Raw genomic sequence first — 15,360 nt, forward strand, 5'->3', positions numbered from 1 at the left:
CCATCGTGCTTCGCAACATCCTGTCCGTCGGCGGGCTGACGCTGGTCAGTCGTGTGCTTGGCTTCCTGCGCGACGTGCTGACCGCGGCGCTGCTCGGCGCCGGGCCGGTCGCCGACGCCTTCTTCGTCGCCTTCCGCCTGCCGAACCACTTCCGCGCCCTGTTCGCCGAGGGCGCCTTCAACTCCGCCTTCGTGCCGCTGTTCTCGGCCAAGCTCGTGCAAGATGGCCGCGACGCCGCGCGGCGCTTTGCCGAGGAGGTGATGGCGCTTCTGGTCGTGGTGCAACTGGTCTTCCTGGTCGTCATCCTGGCGATCATGCCCCAGTTTATGACGGTCTTCGCCCCCGGCTTCTCCGACGAGCCGGAGAAGTTCCGGCTGGCCGTCCTGTTCACCAGCATCACCTTCCCCTACCTGCTGTTCATCTCGCTGGTCTCGCTGCAAGGCGGCGTGCTGAACAGCCTGGGCCGGTTCGGCGGAGCGGCGGCGGCGCCGATCCTGATGAACCTGTGTCTGATCGCGGCCATGGTGGTGCTGAGCCCGCTGCTGCCCACCGTCGGGCACGCCCTGTCCTGGGGCGTGTTCGCGTCGGGCGTTGCCCAGTTCCTTTATTTGTACTGGGACATGAACCGCGCCGGCATGAGGCTGCGGCTGCGCCTTCCCCGGCTGACGCCCGACGTGAAGCGGTTCCTGACGGTGCTGGGGCCGGCGGCGCTGGGCTCCGGCCTCACGCAGATCAACCTGTTCGTGGACACGCTCGTCGCCTCCATGCTGCCGACGGGGTCGGTGTCCTACCTCTACTACGCGGACCGACTGAACCAGTTGCCGCTGGGTGTGATCGGCATCGCGGTGGGGACCGTTCTGCTTCCGGAAATGTCCCGGCGCATCAAGGGCGGGGACGAGCCCGGCGCGGTGGAGAGCCAGAACCGCGCGGTGGAACTGTCGCTGGTGCTGACGCTGCCGGCCGCCGCCGCCTTCATGGTCGCCGGGCTGCCCATCGTCTCCGTCCTGTTCCAGCACGGCGCCTTCGGCCCCAGCGACGCGGCTCAGTCGGCGGCGACCCTCCAGGCCTACGCCTTCGGCCTGCCGGCCTTCGTGGTGATCCGCAGCCTCGTCAACGGCTTCTACGCCCGGCACGACACGGTGACGCCGGTGCGCATCGCGCTGGCCGCCACCGTGGTGAACGTGGCGCTGAAGCTGGCGCTGATGGGACCGCTGGCGCAGGTGGGGCTGGCGGTGGCGACCTCCGTCTCCGCCTGGGTCAACGCCGGCCTGCTGGCGTGGCTGCTGACCCGGCGCGGCCTGTTCCGCGCCGACGCGCGCCTGACGCGGAACCTGCCCCGCATGGCGATGGCGGCGGTCGCCATGGGCGTTGCCCTGTGGGCGGCGCAGGAGCGGCTGTCGCCCTGGCTGACTGCCCACGGGCTGATCGAACGGCTGGGCGGCCTCGTGCTGCTCGGCGCTGCCGGGATGCTGGTCTACGCCGTGATGGCCCTGGTGCTCGGCCTCGTGCGGCGGTCCGACCTCGGCCGGATTCGCCGCCGTCGCAAGCCGGCCTGACGTTACTCAGCGGGGCCGTTCTTCAGCGGGCGCGCGGGATCGGCGGCCCATTCCGACATCGAGCCGTCGTACAGCCGCACGCCGGACAGGCCGGCCAGTTCGCTGAGCGCGAACCAGGACACGGACGCAAGGTGCCCGGTGTTGCAGAAGGTGATCGGCGCGTCCGTGGCGTCGGCCTTCTCCGCCAGAAACTTGACCGTGTCGGCCGAGGCGAAGCGCTTGTCGGCGCCAAGGTAGAAGGCGCCGTTCGCGATGTTCACCGCGCCGGGCAGCGTTCCCGGTGCACGCGCTTGGGGGCTCTTGGCCTGCCCGGCAAACTGGTCGGCCGCCCGGGCGTCGATCAGCGGAACGGTGCCGGCGGCGATGGCCGCCTCGACCTCGGGCAGGGTGGCGCGCAGGTCGCTGCGCGGGGCCGCCGTAAAGGTCTTCGGCGGGCGGCTTCCGGCGGAGTCGGCAACCGGGTTGCCGGGATCGGCCGTCCAGCCGGCGAACCCGCCGTCGAGGACCGACACGCGGTCGTGGCCCAGCGATTTGAAGGTCCAGTAGACGCGGGTCGCGTTGCCCATGTCCGACGCGTTCTGGCCCGCCGCGACCAGCACGACATGGTCGTCGTTGCCGATTCCCAGCCCGCCGATCAGGCGTTCCAAGTCCGCGGCCTCCGGCAGCAGCCCCGGCACGCCGTCGACGGTGGCGCGCCAGCCGGCCGTTGCGTAATCGGAATGAACCGACCCCGGAATGAAGCCACCGGCGGGCGGGGTGCGGACGTCCATCACCACGAGGTCCGAACGCCCGAGCTGGCCCTTCAGCCAGGCGGCGTCCACCAGCGGACGAAGGGAATCGGTCGTCATGAGGTCTGCCTTCGCTGTGGATATGCTCGGGTGGACAGCCTAACAACACAAGTGCGGTACGGAAAACCAATTCTTCCCTGTTGATACCGCCCGCCCATTGTCGCACCCCTGCCGCACGCGCGGCGTTGCCCCATTAATGCTGAAGGGTGTAACTCTACCGAATCTCGGGAATGCGCGCCGGACGCGGCGAAGGAGTTCTGCATGGCCAACATCGATGACCTGCTCGGCGCCAGCTCGTCCGACGACATGAGCACGGACGCCTTTGCCATCGGCGACGCTCCGGTCGAGATCAAGGTCGTCATCGGCACGGCCATGTTGCGCGTCCGGGACCTGCTGAAGCTCGGCCGCGGCGCAGTCGTCGAACTGGACCGCCATCTTAAGGATCCGACCGACGTCTATGTGGAGGGCGTGCTGGTCGCGCGCGGCGAGGTGGTGATCGTCGACGACAAGATCGGCGTGACCCTGACCGACTTCGTGAAATCCAGCCGCGAGTGGAAGCGCTGAGCACGGCACCGTTGCGATAGCGCAATGACCTACTGACCAAAACATCCGTTCCCGGTATTGCCGTCTCCGCCGCGTGACCTTTCGGCCCGCCATGCTGTTGGCGAAGAGGAAACGGCTGGAGGGTCCGATGGCTGACAGCAGCGTGAAGAAGGTCGACGCCGACTATTCGCCCACCGGGGCGATGGGGCAGCGCTATCTGGCGTCCGGGAAGCTGGTGTCGATGCGCCTGTGGGACGAGGAGCCGCTGGCGACCGACAAGGCGCCGAGCCGGCGCGACTATGAAACCGTGGGCTTCGTCATCGCCGGGCGTGCCGAATTGCACATCGAAGGGCAGATCATCCAACTGCGGCCTGGCGACTCCTGGGTGGTGCCGAAAGGGGCCGAGCACGCCTACCGGATCCTGGAGCGCTTCCAGGCGGTGGAGGCGACATCGCCGCCGGCCCAGGTGCACGGGCGCGACGAATAGGGCGACACCTTAAAGCGACGGCCGCCCCCTCCCGACGGCGGGAAGGGGCGGCCTGCGGTCATTCGGCCGGCTCGGGCATCACGATGTCGAGCGGCGTACCGGTGGCGTGGGCGTAGAGCATCAGGTCGTTGAGCATCTCCGCCTCCTGCTCGCTGGCGTCCTTGCGGCGGATGGCGACCAGCTTGTCGAGCGCCTTGATGTTGAAACCGGCGGCCTTGACCTCGCCGCGCAGGTCCTTCAGGTCGCCCTTCAGGCCGTCGATCTCGTCCATCAGCCGCTCCATGCGGTCCGCGAACTGCTTCAGCTGGTCGGCGGCGGTGTTGTTGAACCCGATCGTCACGTCGGAAAAACTCCCCTGATCCTATGATCCGCTGTGGCCTCCGCCGCCCGAGTGGCGACGGGGGAGGGGCTGTTAGCACAGCTTGTGACCGTTTGTCCGGGGACAACGCGCGCGGCTTGACGGGGGCGGTTGGCAATGCTTTCGTGGCATCGGCCTGGAGAGCGAAACCGATGCACGATCTGCCCCCGCTTGGCGCCCCGCGTCTCTTTTCGAACCCGCGTGCCGATCATGACCGGGTCTATGGACCATCGGAGCGCGCGATCCTGAGCCGCGCCGCCTTCCAGGAGGCCATGACGGAAATCGGGGCATGGCCCGGTTACGCGCCGACGCCGCTGCGGTCCCTGACCGGCCTTGCCCGCGCCGCCGGGATCGACCGGATCTGGTACAAGGACGAGGGCACGCGCTTCAACCTGAACAGCTTCAAGGCGCTCGGCGGCGCCTACGCCGTGCTGCGGCTGCTGGCGCGCGAGGTGCAGGCGCGCGTGCCGGGCGTGCCGGTCACGGCGCTGGACCTCGTCGTCGGCCGCTACGCCAAGGTGACTCGCACCGTCACGGTGACCACCGCCACCGACGGCAATCATGGCCGTTCCGTCGCCTGGGGTGCCCAAGTGTTCGGCTGCGACGCCGTCGTCTACATCCCCGCCAATTGCTCCCAGGGCCGGCAGGAGGCCATCGAGGCGTTCGGCGCGCGCGTCGTGCGCGTGAACGGCCTGTACGACGACGCGGTGCGGCAGGCGGCGGCCGACGCGCGGGACAACGGCTGGCACGTGGTGTCGGACACCTCCTACACCGGCTACATGGACATTCCCCGCGACGTGATGCAGGGCTACGCCGTCATGGTGGAAGAGGCGATTTCCCAGCTTCCGGCCAGCGAGCGCCCGACGCACGTGTTCATCCAGGGCGGGGTGGGCGCCCTTCCGGCTGCGGTTTGCGGCCACCTGTGGGAAACCTGGGGGCGCCAGCGCCCGCGCCTCGTGGTCGTGGAGCCGCACACGGCCGATTGCCTGTACCAGAGCGCCCTCGCCGGCCGGCCGATGAAGGCGGACGGCGATCTCAACACCGTCATGGCCGGGCTGGCCTGCGGTGAGGTTTCGCTGCTCGCCTGGGCGATCCTGGAACGCGGGGCCGACGACTTCCTGACCATTCCCGACCAGGCGGCCGTGACGACCATGCGGCTGCTCGCCGACGGCGCCTATGGCGCCCGCCCGGTGGTGGCCGGCGAGTCCGGCGTTGCCGGCTTGGCGGGATTGCTGTGCGCCGCCGCCGACCCGCAGGCGCGGATCGGGCTCGGCCTCGCGCCCGACGCCCGCGTGCTGGTCTTCGGCACGGAGGGGGCCACCGACCCCGATGTGTTCGAAAACCTCGTCGGCCGTTCGCCAGAGGCGGTTCTCAACCCTGCTTGATGACAAATAGTTTAGATTCGGAACATCCACGCTTTTCGCTCGTCTTTCCTGGGCACAATCCAAGGAGGACGGGTGCGATGAAAACGATTCTGACGCTGGGTGCCGCGGCCCTGCTGGCGGGAGCGCTCGCTCTGCCGAACGCGGCTGAAGCCAAGGGCTGCGCCAAGGGCGCCGCCGTGGGCGGCATCGCCGGGCATGAGGTCGGCTCCGGCCATGGCGTCGCCGGTGCCGCGGTCGGTTGCGCGGTCGGGCACCATGAGGCGAAGAAGAAAGACGAGCAGAAGCAGCAGCAGGCTGCCTCTCAGAACAACGCCCAGAACGGGCAGCCGAACGACCAGCCGAAGAAGTAGGGGCTCGGTTTATTCGGTAATGCGCGGAACAAGGGCGGCCAGGATACGGCCCTGGTCGTCCAGCCGCTTCAAAGCAGCGTTTCCAGCCCTGCATCGCAGGTCACTTGCGCGCCGTGGCGATGCCGGTCCACCATGGCGGCCCGAAAAAGGCCAACGAAGACTGGACACCAGGGCATGGACCGCAGAGACGTCAACCCGCTCGTCACCGCCACCGAGGCCCCGCCCATCGCCGAGGCGTGGCGCTGGGTGGAGGGGCGCGTGTTCCCGGCCGACAAGCCGCTGATCGACCTCTGCCAGGCGGTGCCCGGCTACCCGCCGGCGGACGCGCTGACCACTTACTTGGCGGAGCAGGTGAAGGCACCGGACACGGCGCGCTACACCGGGATCGACGGTGTCCCGGCGCTCTGCGCCGCGCTCGCCAAGCGGACGAGCGACCTGTACGGAGCGACCGTCGCGGCCAACGAGGTGCTGATCACCGCGGGCTGCAACCAAGCCTTCGCCGTCGCGGCCATGAGCCTCGCGCGGGCGGGCGAGAACATCATCCTGCCGGCGCCCTGGTACTTCAACCACAAGATGACGCTCGACATGCTGGGCATCGAAGCCCGGCCGCTGCCGTTGCGCGAGTCCGACGGGCTCGTTCCGGATCCGGCCGAAGCGGAAAAGCTGATCGACGCGAACACCCGCGCCCTGGTGCTGATCACGCCGAACAACCCGACCGGCGCCATTGCCCCGCCGAAAGCGATCGCGGCGTTGTACGAGCTGTGCGAGCGGCGCGGCATCCGCCTCCTGCTCGACGAAACCTACCGGGACTTTCCGGAGTGGGGCGGGCAGGCGCCGCACGGCCTGTTCCGCCGGTCCGGTTGGCAGAAGACGCTGGTGCAACTCTACAGCTTTTCCAAGGTGTACAGCTTGGCCGGCTATCGCGTCGGCGCGGTGATCGCCGACGCGGCCCTGTTGACGCACGCGCGCAAGGTGATGGACTGCCTCGCCATCTGCGCCCCGCACATCGGGCAGAAGGCGGCGCTGTTCGGCCTGGAGAACCTCGACGATTGGGTGGCGGGCAAGCGTGCCGACATCCTGGCCCGCGTCAACGCCTTCCAAGGCGCCATGGAGGAAAGCGGCACGGCGTACCGGATCGCCAGCATCGGCGCTTACTTCGCCTATGTCCGGCACCCGTTCGGCGACCGGCGCGCCCACGACGTGGCGGAGATGCTGGCGCGCGACCACAACATCCTGTGCCTGCCGGGCTCCATGTTCGGTCCGGGCCAGGATACCTATCTGCGCTTCGCCTTCGCCAACGTCGATGCCGCGGTGATGCCGGAGATCGGCCGGCGTCTGGTGGACAGCGAGCGGTCCTGACGGTCAGTGCAGCAGGTCGGTGACGATGTTCGCGCCGACCGCCGCCAGATGATCGGCACGGTCGCGGTAGTCGAGGTGGCCGGAGAAACCGCCGGCGGCCTTGACCTGCTCGATCCACCCGGGTGAGGCGCCCAGCGCCACGAGGCGCTTCACCATCGTGTCGGTGGACCGCAGCGTCATCCGGCCGTTCTCGGCCAGCCGCGGGGCGTGGACCATGAACTCCGCGGCCGGGGCCGCGTAGCGCGGGTAGCCGGCCAGATACAGCCCGACGCACATGCTTTCGCAGGACTGGCCGTCCAGAACGCGCGTGGCCACGGCACGGCCGGCCTGCCGCTGGGCCAGGATCGCGTCGATCATCCGATAGCCGGACATCGTGAACCCGCCGGGGCTGTTCAGTTCCACCACCACCGGACGGCCGGACGGCACACCGTTCAGCGCGTCGTTGAAGCGCTGCTCCGCGCCGGGGGTGATGATTCCGTCCAGGCGCAGCAGGGTGGAGCCGGGCTGGTCGACCCGGACCAGCGTGGCGTCCGGGAATTCCGACGACGTGGTCTGCGGCTGGGGCTGCGGCGATGGGCGGTTGACGGAGACGCTGTCCGCCGTCGCGGCACTGGTGGCACCCACGGCCAGCAGCAGTCCCAGACCCATCAACCTTGCGGTCGCTCGCATCGCCATCCCAACCTCCTTGATCCGTGAAGGAGGGTGGCCGGAAATGCTTGCATGATGGTTAACGCGTCGCCTGCCCAGAAGGGTAACATCCGTCGGTGACGGCTGTTGCTGGAATAAAGTGGCCGGACGGACGCCGAATGAAGACCGAAGTTTGCGCATTTTGCGCCATTGTTGTGATGATTCTATGCCCGTCAGTCGGCATAGCGGGGAAATTGGTTAATAATGTGGCGGCGCAACATGGATCGGCGGGTTGTGGAAACCCTCCTCCGGACGCCGCTCCGACCAGCGTGGCGATCGATGGCCGGACCCGCAACCTGATCACGGTGATTCCTTCCGACTACCGGCCGGACCGGCCGCACGATCTCGTCGTCGCGTTCCACGGTCGCACCAACTCGAACGCGGAGGTGCGCCGATACTTCGACCTGGAACGGCACGCGGTCGTCCCGACGATCTTCGTCTATCCGGAGAGCCTGCGGGACGCCCAGGGGCGGAACATCTGGTCAGACCCGGCGGACCGTCCGGAAAAATTGCGTGATTTCAGCTTCTTCGACACCATTCTTCAGACGATGTCCGAGGACTATTGCATCGACCGCGAGCGTGTGTTCGTCGTCGGCCACTCGTTGGGAGCGTCCTTCGCGAACGCCTTGGCCTGCGCGCGCGGCGACGTCATTCGCGGGCTCGCCGGCGTCGGCGGCGGGTCGTCCCGGCCGAGCCGCTGCGCCGGCCCGGTGGCCGCCATGGTGATGCACAACCCGCGCGACGCGCAGGTGCCGATCGCCGAAGGATTGCGCCTGCGGCGGGAACTTCTCAGCCAGGACGGCTTGCCCACGGGAAGCGAGCCGGCCGTCCCGCAACACTTCAACTGCCGCCGCTATGGCCTTGAAAACGAAGAAAACCCGGTGTTCTGGTGCCCACTGGGCGACGATCGCACGTCCTCCGGGCGGTTCTACCCGCACCAATGGCCGGCTGGCACCGGGGCGGCGATCATGAGCTTCTTCAGCCGGCTTGGCTAAGCCGCTGACCCGGCGATGAACCGGTCTGCCGATGATGGGCCAACGAGGGGCCAATGATGGGGAAGCAGGATTGCGTGCCACCCCCATTGCCGTAATCGGTTCGTTCCGCCAAGATGCCGGAAAAGACACATCAGGGACGGATTGTTGCCAATGCCAGAAGTCGCCGCCAAGGCGCCCGCGCTCCAGACGGATGGAGGCGCCCCGCCCGCGCTCCGCCTGGAGGGCGTGACCTGCACCTTTCCATCCCCCGACGGACGGGGGCGCACCTACACCGCGGTGCAGGGTGTCACCTTCACGGTCGCGGCCGGGGAATTCGTGTCGATCGTCGGCCCGACGGGCAGCGGCAAGTCGACGATCCTCAACGTCGCCGCCGGCCTGCTGACGCCCAGCCAGGGCAGCGCACTGACCTTCGGCGCGCCGGTCAGCGGCATCAATCCGCACGCCGGCTACATGTTCCAGGCCGATGCCCTGATGCCCTGGAAGTCGGCGCTGGAGAACGTCGCCGCCGGCCTGGAGTTCCGCGGCGTGCCAAAGCGCGAGGCGGAGGAGCGGGCACGCCCCTGGCTGGCGCGCGTCGGGCTCGACCGCTTCGGCGACCGCTACCCGCACCAGCTCTCCGGCGGCATGCGGAAGCGCGTGGCGCTGGCCCAGACGCTGATCGTCGACCCGAAGATCATTCTGATGGACGAGCCCTTCTCGGCGCTCGACATCCAGACACGGCAGCTGATGGAGAATGAACTGCTCGACCTCTGGTCGGCGGACCGCAAGTCGGTGGTCTTCATCACCCACGACCTGGAGGAGGCCATCTCCATGTCCGACCGGGTGCTGGTGCTGTCGGCCGGCCCGGGGGCCCGCCTGATCGGCGAGTACAAGGTGGACCTCGACCGCCCGCGCGACGTGGCGGAAATCCGCATGACCCCGCGCTTCCTCGACCTGCACCGGGAGATCTGGGGGCAACTGCGCGAGGAAGTGCTGAAGGGCTATGCCCAGACCAAGCTGACGTGAGGATTCCCATGGCCCTGGCCCGTACGAAACGTCTGCCGAGCCGCCCGGTGATCTTGCTGCTTCAGCTGGGTGTCCTGGTCGCCTTTTTCCTCATCTGGCACGTCCTGACCGAAACGAAGATCCTCAGTCCCTTCTTCTTCGGCACGCCCATGGCGGTGCTGGCGCGCACCTGGACCGATTTCATGTCGGGTGCCGTCTGGTACCATCTGGGGATCACGCTGCTGGAGACCGCGCTGGCCTTCGCCATCGGCACCGTGGCCGGCATCGCCTTCGGCTTCTGGTTCGCCCGCGCGCCGCTGATCTCCGTCGTGTTCGACCCCTACATCAAGGCGGTGAACGCGCTGCCCCGCGTGGTGCTGGCGCCGATCTTCGCGCTGTGGCTCGGCCTCGGCATATGGTCGAAGGTTGCGTTGGGCGTGACGCTGGTCTTCTTCATCGTCTTCTTCAACGTCTACCAGGGCGTGAAGGAGGTCAGCCCGGTCGTGCTTGCCAACGCGCGCATGCTGGGAGCGAATTCCCGCCACCTGTTCCGCCACGTCTACCTGCCGTCGGCGTTGTCCTGGGTCTTCTCCAGCCTGCACACGGCGGTCGGCTTCGCCATGGTCGGCGCGGTGGTGGGCGAATATCTGGGCTCGGCCGCCGGGCTCGGCTACCGCATCCACCAGGCGGAAGGCGTGTTCGACACGGTCGGCGTGTTCTCCGGAATGCTGGTGCTGACCATCTTCGTCGTGGTCATCGACGCCGTGGTGACGGTCATCGAGAAACGCCTGCTGCATTGGCGCCCGCAAGAGGCGCACACGACCAACGCGCAGGGTTAAGCAAACAGCTATCGAAAAACATCGGGAGGGACTCCATGCGTCTGAAAAGCGTGATCGCCGCCGCGACGGTGGTGCTGGCCTTCGGCATCGGCGCTGCACATGCGCAGCAGGTCGAGAAGAAGGACCTGAAGCTGGCGGTCGGCGGCAAGCCGCTGCTCTATTACTTGCCGCTGACCATCGCGGAGCGGCTGGGCTACTTCAAGGAAGCCGGGCTGAACGTCGAGATCAGCGACTTCGGCGGCGGCGCCAAGAGCCTCCAGGCGTTGGTCGGCGGGTCGGCGGACATCGTCACCGGGGCCTTCGACCACACGGTCCAGATGCAGGCGAAGGGGCAGCCGATCACCGCGGTGACCCTGCTCGGCCGCTATCCGGGCATCGTGCTCGCCTCGGTCAAGAAGGCCGGCGAGATCAAGTCCATCAAGGACCTGAAGGGCAAGAAGATCGGCGTGACCGCGCCGGGGTCGTCCACCAACTTCATGGTCAACTACCTGCTCTCGCAGAACGGCATGAAGGCGGAGGATGTGTCCTTCATCGGCGTCGGCGGCGGCCCCAGCGCCGTGGCGGCGGTGAAGCGCGGCGAGATCGACGCCATCGCCAACCTCGACCCGGTCATCAGCCAGCTGCAGGCCGACGGCGACATTGCCATCATCGAGGACACCCGCACCGAGAAGGGCACGCTGGACACCTACGGCGGTCCGTACCCGGCCGCGGTGCTCTACACCACGCCGGCCTTCATCAAGGAGAATCCGAAGACCACCCAGGCGCTGGTCGACGTGTTCGTCAAGACGATGAAGTGGATCGACCAGGCGAAGACCGAGGACGTGCTGAAGGTCCTGCCGGAGGAGTATTTCCTCGGCAACAAGACGCTGTACGGCCAGGCCTATGAGCATTCCAAGCCGACCTACTCGCCGGACGGCCGCTTCACCCGCGAGGGGGCCGAGGCCGCCTACAAGGTGCTGAAGGCCTTCGACCCGGCGGTCGCCTCGGCCAGCATCGACCTCGACAAGACCTACACCAACGCCTTCGTCGAGGACGCGCTGAAGCGCCTGAAGTGATCCCGCCGCGGCTGTAAAAAGCATTGACGGTTCGGGGGTGCGACATTCCGTCACCCGCACCCCCGGTTCCGCTCCCGCTAGACTGGACGAAATTCGTCCTGTTTCCCGAGCGGAGCGATCCCCATGACGGAAGTGATCTTCTACGGCCTGTCCGGCTGCACGGCGAACGCCAAGCAGAAGCTGCAGCTCCAATCCGCCGGCCACACGCTGGTCGAGCGCGACTTGGCGACGGAGCCCTTCACGGCCGACACCCTGCGCCCCTTCTTCGAGGACCGGCCGGTCGAGGACTGGTTCAACCGCCGCGCCGCCGCCGTGAAGTCCGGCAGCGTCAAGCCCGACGAGTTGGAGGAGGCGGAGGCACTGGGCCTGCTGCTCGCCGACCGCGAGCTGATCCGCCGCCCGCTGCTCCAGGTCGGTGCGGACCGCAAGGCCGGCTTCGATCCCAACGCGCTCAACGCCTGGATTGGCCTGACGGCAACGGGCGAGAGCTGCGACGACAAGCATTCCCGTGGTCAGTGTGACCACGGCCACCATCATTTCCCCAAGCACGCCTGATCCCCAACGGCGCGCCGCGGCGAGGGGATCGGGCAGGAAAGGACCGACGCATGATCCTGATCGGCCAATACGACAGCCCCTTCGTCCGGCGCGTGGGCATCGCGCTTCGCCTCTACGGCTTTTCCTTCGAGCACCGGCCCTGGTCCGCGTTCAGCGACGCGGACAAGATCGCGCAGTTCAACCCGTTGCGCCGCGTGCCCACGCTGGTGCTCGACGACGGGGAGGTGCTGATCGAGAGCGGCGCGATCCTTGACCATCTGGACGAGCGCGCCGGCCCATCGCGCGCCCTTATCGCGGACAACGGCGCAGAGCGGCGGCAGGCCTTGAAGGTCTGCGCGCTGGCCACCGGCCTGGCCGACAAGGCGGTCAGCCTGATCTACGAGCGCGCGCTGCACGCGCACACCTCCGACCGTTGGATCGAACGCTGCACGGCGCAGATCCAGTCCGTGCTCGACGCGCTGGAGGCCGACCGCGCCGGGCGGGCAGGGCCGTGGTGGTTCGGTGCGTCCATCGGTCACGCCGACATCGCCGTCGCCTGCGCCCTGCGCTTCCTGCGCGATGGGCACCCGGCCTTGCGCGACGACGCACGCTGGGGACGGCTGGCCGCGCATCTGGAGCGTTGCGAGGCCCTGGACGCCTTCCGGGAGATCGCGCAGCCTTTTTCACCACCCTCGTGATCATTCGAAATAAATTACAGTCCTGAAACGAGCCGTTAACGGCTTGCCTTCTAAGAAGACGGAACGCCCCCGTCTGCAACATCGTGTGCAGCGCGGCACAACCGTCTTCCTCGAAGGGGCAGGGCTCCTTGGACGCTTCCGGAACCGGCGACCGCCGCCAGGACAGGACCGAACCGCCCGCCGCGCCCACACGCAGGAGCGCGGTGCCGGAGCTTTTGCTCGTCCTGCTCGGCGCCGTCGCGGTGGTCGTCCTGCTGGCGCTGGACCGGGGCGACGACGGGCTGGCGCTGCCGATCGGGGGCGTGCTGGCTGGCATGGCTGCGCTGGCGGTCCTGGCGGTGCGCCGGGCGCACGCCGCCGCTGCCGCGCTCGACCGTTCGGCCCGTCTTCTGCGCGCGGCGAACGAGGAGCTTGATGCCAGCCGTCTGCGCTTCCGCGACTTCGCCGAGGCGGCCTCCGACTGGTTCTGGGAAACCGGGGCCGACCATCGCTACAACTACCTGTCCGACCGCCTCGCCGCTTTGCTGGGCCGCGACCCGCAGCCGGTCTTCGGCACCTCCCTTCTTGACCTCGGCGCGCTGGTGGAGGATGCCGGCACCTGGCTGGAGCGTCTGGCCGACATCGAGGCCGGGCGAGCCTTCCGCGACCTGGAAGTGATGGTGCGGGATGCGGCCGGCGGAATCCGCGTCTTCCATCTCAGCGCCCAGCCGGCGTTCGACCGGTCCGGGCGGTTCGCCGGCTACCGGGGCACAGGGATCGACGTCACGGCGGAGACGCTGGCCCGGCGCGACGCCCAGTTCCTCCAGGAGGTCGTGCACGACGCGCTGGCCAGCATTTCCGAAGGCTTCGTGCTGTTCAGCGCCGACGGCCGCCTGATCCTGTGCAACGAGCGTTACCGGCAGGCCTACCCGAACCTGGCCGACGTGTTGGTGCCGGGGGCGGCCTTCGAGGACATCCTGCGCGCGGCGGCGGAGCGTGGCGCCTACGGCGGCGACGGCTCGGACATGGCCGCCTGGATCGAGGACCGGCTGAAGCGCCACCTTCTGCACACCGACCCGGTGGACGGTTGCCTGTCCGACGGGCGCTGGTACCGCATCAGCGAGCATGCCACGGGCTCCGGCGGCATCGTGAAGATCCTGATGGACATCACCGAGCTGAAACGGCGCGAGGAGGAACTGGCCGGGCAGACCGAACGGCTGGAGGCGACCGTCGGCGCGCTGCGGGAAAGCGAACGCCGCTACCGGCAATTGGTCGAGCTGGCCCCCTACGGGATCGCCATCTGGGACCGCGCCGCCATCCGCTTCGCCAACGCCGCCGCGGCCTCCATCCTCGGGGTGGGCGGCGGCGGGGGCGAGGGCGGGCTGGTCGGGCTGGGCATCGCGCCCTTCATCGCGGACGGCGGCCCGGTGGTCGAGCGGCTCGCCCGGGCAGCCGACGGCGAGGGGCAGCGCGCGGAATGCGAGATCCTGCGCCCCTCCGGCGAACGCCGCCACGTGGAGATCGGCGCCTACCCGGCGGTGTACCAGCGCGCCGCCGCGGTGCTTCTGGTGCTGAACGACGTCACCGACCGGCGGCGGGCCGAAGCGGAACTCCAGCGCTCCCAGAAGATGGAGGCGGTCGGCCGGATGGCCGGCGGCATCGCGCACGAGTTCAACAACATGCTGACCGCCATCGGCGGATTCGCGCGGCTGGCCGAGCGCGGCCCAGACGACCGGGACCGGGTGGTGACCTGCGTGCGGGAAATCGCCAAGGCGTCGGACCGGGCGGCGGCGCTGACCGCGCAGCTGCTCGACTTCTCCCGCCGCCGCGCGTCGGACGAGATGGAGGTTGTGGCGCTGGCGCCGCTGGTGCGCGACCTGCGCATCTTCCTGAAGCCGCTGATGAGCGCCGGGATCGACCTCGACCTCCAAATTCTGGACGAGGATGCGCACGCTGTCGCCAACCCGGTCACGCTGAACCAGGCGATCCTGAATCTTGCCCTGAACGCCCGCGATGCCATGCCCGACGGCGGGCGCCTCTGCGTCTCGCTGGCGGTGGAGATGCCGGACAGCCTTTTCCTGGCGCGGCACAAGACGCTGGCGCGCAGTCCCTTCGCCGTCATCCGCGTCACCGACGAGGGCGGCGGCGTTCCCGCCGACATCCGCGACCGCATCTGGGAACCCTTCTTCACCACGAAGGAGCCGGGGAAGGGAACCGGCCTCGGCCTCTGGATGGTCTACGGCACCGCGCAGCAGGCCGGCGGCGCCGCGGAAATGGAGTCCCGGCCGGACGGGCGCGGCAGCGTCTTCTCCATCCATCTTCCGGCGGTGGGCGCCCCCGACGTCCCGGTGGGCGACGACGACAGTGTCCGCCTGGGCGAGGGCGATGGGGCATCGATCCTGCTGGTGGACGACGAGGATTCGGTCCGCGCCTACCTCAAGCTGACCCTGGAGGAAGCCGGCTGCACCGTCACCGAGGCCGCCGACGGGCTGGAGGCGCTGGAGCGCTGGGACGAGTGCGGCGGCCTGTTCGACGCTCTCGTCACCGACGTGTCGATGCCGCGCATGAACGGCCCGGAGCTTGCGCGGGCCCTGGAGGAACGCAACCCCGGCCTGCGCGCCCTCTTCCTGACCGGCTACGCCTCCCGCGGGACGGCGGCGGATCTCACCGCGCAGCCGGGCCGGCGGATCCTGATGAAGCCGGTCCCGCCGGAACGGCTGGTCCAGGCCATCCGCGACCTGCTGGCGGATTGACGGCGGGGAT

At 68.7% G+C, this 15,360-nt stretch carries 16 protein-coding genes; 13 read left to right on the forward strand and 3 right to left on the reverse strand.

The genetic code is table 11. The annotated features are described in order from the left end of the window. The first annotated feature begins 5 nt into the window (after positions 1–5). The gene (murJ, locus tag M2351_RS06795) at positions 6–1,556 is read left to right on the forward strand and encodes a murein biosynthesis integral membrane protein MurJ (RefSeq protein ID WP_264655350.1); all 1,551 of its coding nucleotides are present in this window, start codon (positions 6–8) and stop codon (positions 1,554–1,556) included. Positions 1,557–1,558: 2 nt separating this feature from the next. On the opposite strand, the gene M2351_RS06800 is transcribed toward murJ, so the two are convergent. Next, entirely contained in the window at positions 1,559–2,404 is an 846-nt protein-coding gene (locus M2351_RS06800) for a sulfurtransferase (RefSeq protein WP_264655351.1), read from the reverse strand. Between the two features lie 201 nt (positions 2,405–2,605). Here M2351_RS06800 and fliN point away from each other — a divergent pair, with 201 nt between their 5' ends. Beyond that, entirely contained in the window at positions 2,606–2,908 is a 303-nt protein-coding gene (gene fliN, locus M2351_RS06805) for a flagellar motor switch protein FliN (RefSeq protein ID WP_264655352.1), read from the forward strand. Positions 2,909–3,035: 127 nt separating this feature from the next. Continuing rightward, the gene (locus tag M2351_RS06810) at positions 3,036–3,374 is read left to right on the forward strand and encodes a cupin domain-containing protein (protein WP_264655353.1); all 339 of its coding nucleotides are present in this window, start codon (positions 3,036–3,038) and stop codon (positions 3,372–3,374) included. Positions 3,375–3,432: 58 nt separating this feature from the next. On the opposite strand, the gene M2351_RS06815 is transcribed toward M2351_RS06810, so the two are convergent. Continuing rightward, positions 3,433–3,714 (reverse strand): DUF2312 domain-containing protein, encoded by a 282-nt coding sequence (locus M2351_RS06815; protein ID WP_264655354.1) that lies wholly within the window; start codon positions 3,712–3,714, stop codon positions 3,433–3,435. Between the two features lie 170 nt (positions 3,715–3,884). Here M2351_RS06815 and M2351_RS06820 point away from each other — a divergent pair, with 170 nt between their 5' ends. From M2351_RS06820 to M2351_RS06830, 3 genes are all read left to right on the forward strand, one after another. Next, positions 3,885–5,117, forward strand: a complete 1,233-nt coding sequence (locus M2351_RS06820; RefSeq protein ID WP_264655355.1) for a diaminopropionate ammonia-lyase — start codon at positions 3,885–3,887, stop codon at positions 5,115–5,117. A 77-nt stretch (positions 5,118–5,194) separates the two neighbouring features. Then, positions 5,195–5,467, forward strand: a complete 273-nt coding sequence (locus tag M2351_RS06825; protein ID WP_264655356.1) for a hypothetical protein — start codon at positions 5,195–5,197, stop codon at positions 5,465–5,467. Between the two features lie 174 nt (positions 5,468–5,641). Further along, positions 5,642–6,826 (forward strand): aminotransferase, encoded by a 1,185-nt coding sequence (locus M2351_RS06830; RefSeq protein ID WP_264655357.1) that lies wholly within the window; start codon positions 5,642–5,644, stop codon positions 6,824–6,826. A gap of 3 nt (positions 6,827–6,829) precedes the next feature. Here the strand turns inward: M2351_RS06830 and M2351_RS06835 are convergent, their stop codons facing one another. Continuing rightward, the gene (locus M2351_RS06835; protein ID WP_264655358.1) at positions 6,830–7,501 is read right to left on the reverse strand and encodes an ATP-dependent Clp protease proteolytic subunit; all 672 of its coding nucleotides are present in this window, start codon (positions 7,499–7,501) and stop codon (positions 6,830–6,832) included. Between the two features lie 131 nt (positions 7,502–7,632). Here M2351_RS06835 and M2351_RS06840 point away from each other — a divergent pair, with 131 nt between their 5' ends. The 7 genes from M2351_RS06840 (at position 7,633) to M2351_RS06870 (ending at position 15,350) form a co-directional block, all read left to right on the forward strand. Beyond that, the gene (locus M2351_RS06840; protein ID WP_264655359.1) at positions 7,633–8,508 is read left to right on the forward strand and encodes an alpha/beta hydrolase family esterase; all 876 of its coding nucleotides are present in this window, start codon (positions 7,633–7,635) and stop codon (positions 8,506–8,508) included. 150 nt (positions 8,509–8,658) lie between these two features. After that, positions 8,659–9,513: an ABC transporter ATP-binding protein gene (locus M2351_RS06845; RefSeq protein ID WP_264655360.1), complete on the forward strand. Its 855-nt coding sequence runs from the start codon at positions 8,659–8,661 to the stop codon at positions 9,511–9,513. Positions 9,514–9,521: 8 nt separating this feature from the next. Further along, entirely contained in the window at positions 9,522–10,331 is an 810-nt protein-coding gene (locus tag M2351_RS06850) for an ABC transporter permease (RefSeq protein WP_264655361.1), read from the forward strand. 35 nt (positions 10,332–10,366) lie between these two features. Further along, positions 10,367–11,386: an ABC transporter substrate-binding protein gene (locus M2351_RS06855; protein WP_264655362.1), complete on the forward strand. Its 1,020-nt coding sequence runs from the start codon at positions 10,367–10,369 to the stop codon at positions 11,384–11,386. Between the two features lie 123 nt (positions 11,387–11,509). Further along, positions 11,510–11,941 (forward strand): ArsC/Spx/MgsR family protein, encoded by a 432-nt coding sequence (locus M2351_RS06860; protein WP_264655363.1) that lies wholly within the window; start codon positions 11,510–11,512, stop codon positions 11,939–11,941. A 50-nt stretch (positions 11,942–11,991) separates the two neighbouring features. After that, complete coding sequence (locus M2351_RS06865) at positions 11,992–12,618, forward strand: glutathione S-transferase family protein (protein ID WP_264655364.1); 627 nt, start codon at positions 11,992–11,994, stop codon at positions 12,616–12,618. A 128-nt stretch (positions 12,619–12,746) separates the two neighbouring features. After that, positions 12,747–15,350, forward strand: coding sequence for a PAS domain-containing hybrid sensor histidine kinase/response regulator (locus tag M2351_RS06870; protein WP_264655365.1), 2,604 nt, complete (start codon positions 12,747–12,749; stop codon positions 15,348–15,350). The last annotated feature ends 10 nt before the right edge of the window (positions 15,351–15,360 follow it).

Source organism: Azospirillum canadense, from assembly GCF_025961225.1.
Lineage (GTDB): Bacteria > Pseudomonadota > Alphaproteobacteria > Azospirillales > Azospirillaceae > Azospirillum > Azospirillum canadense.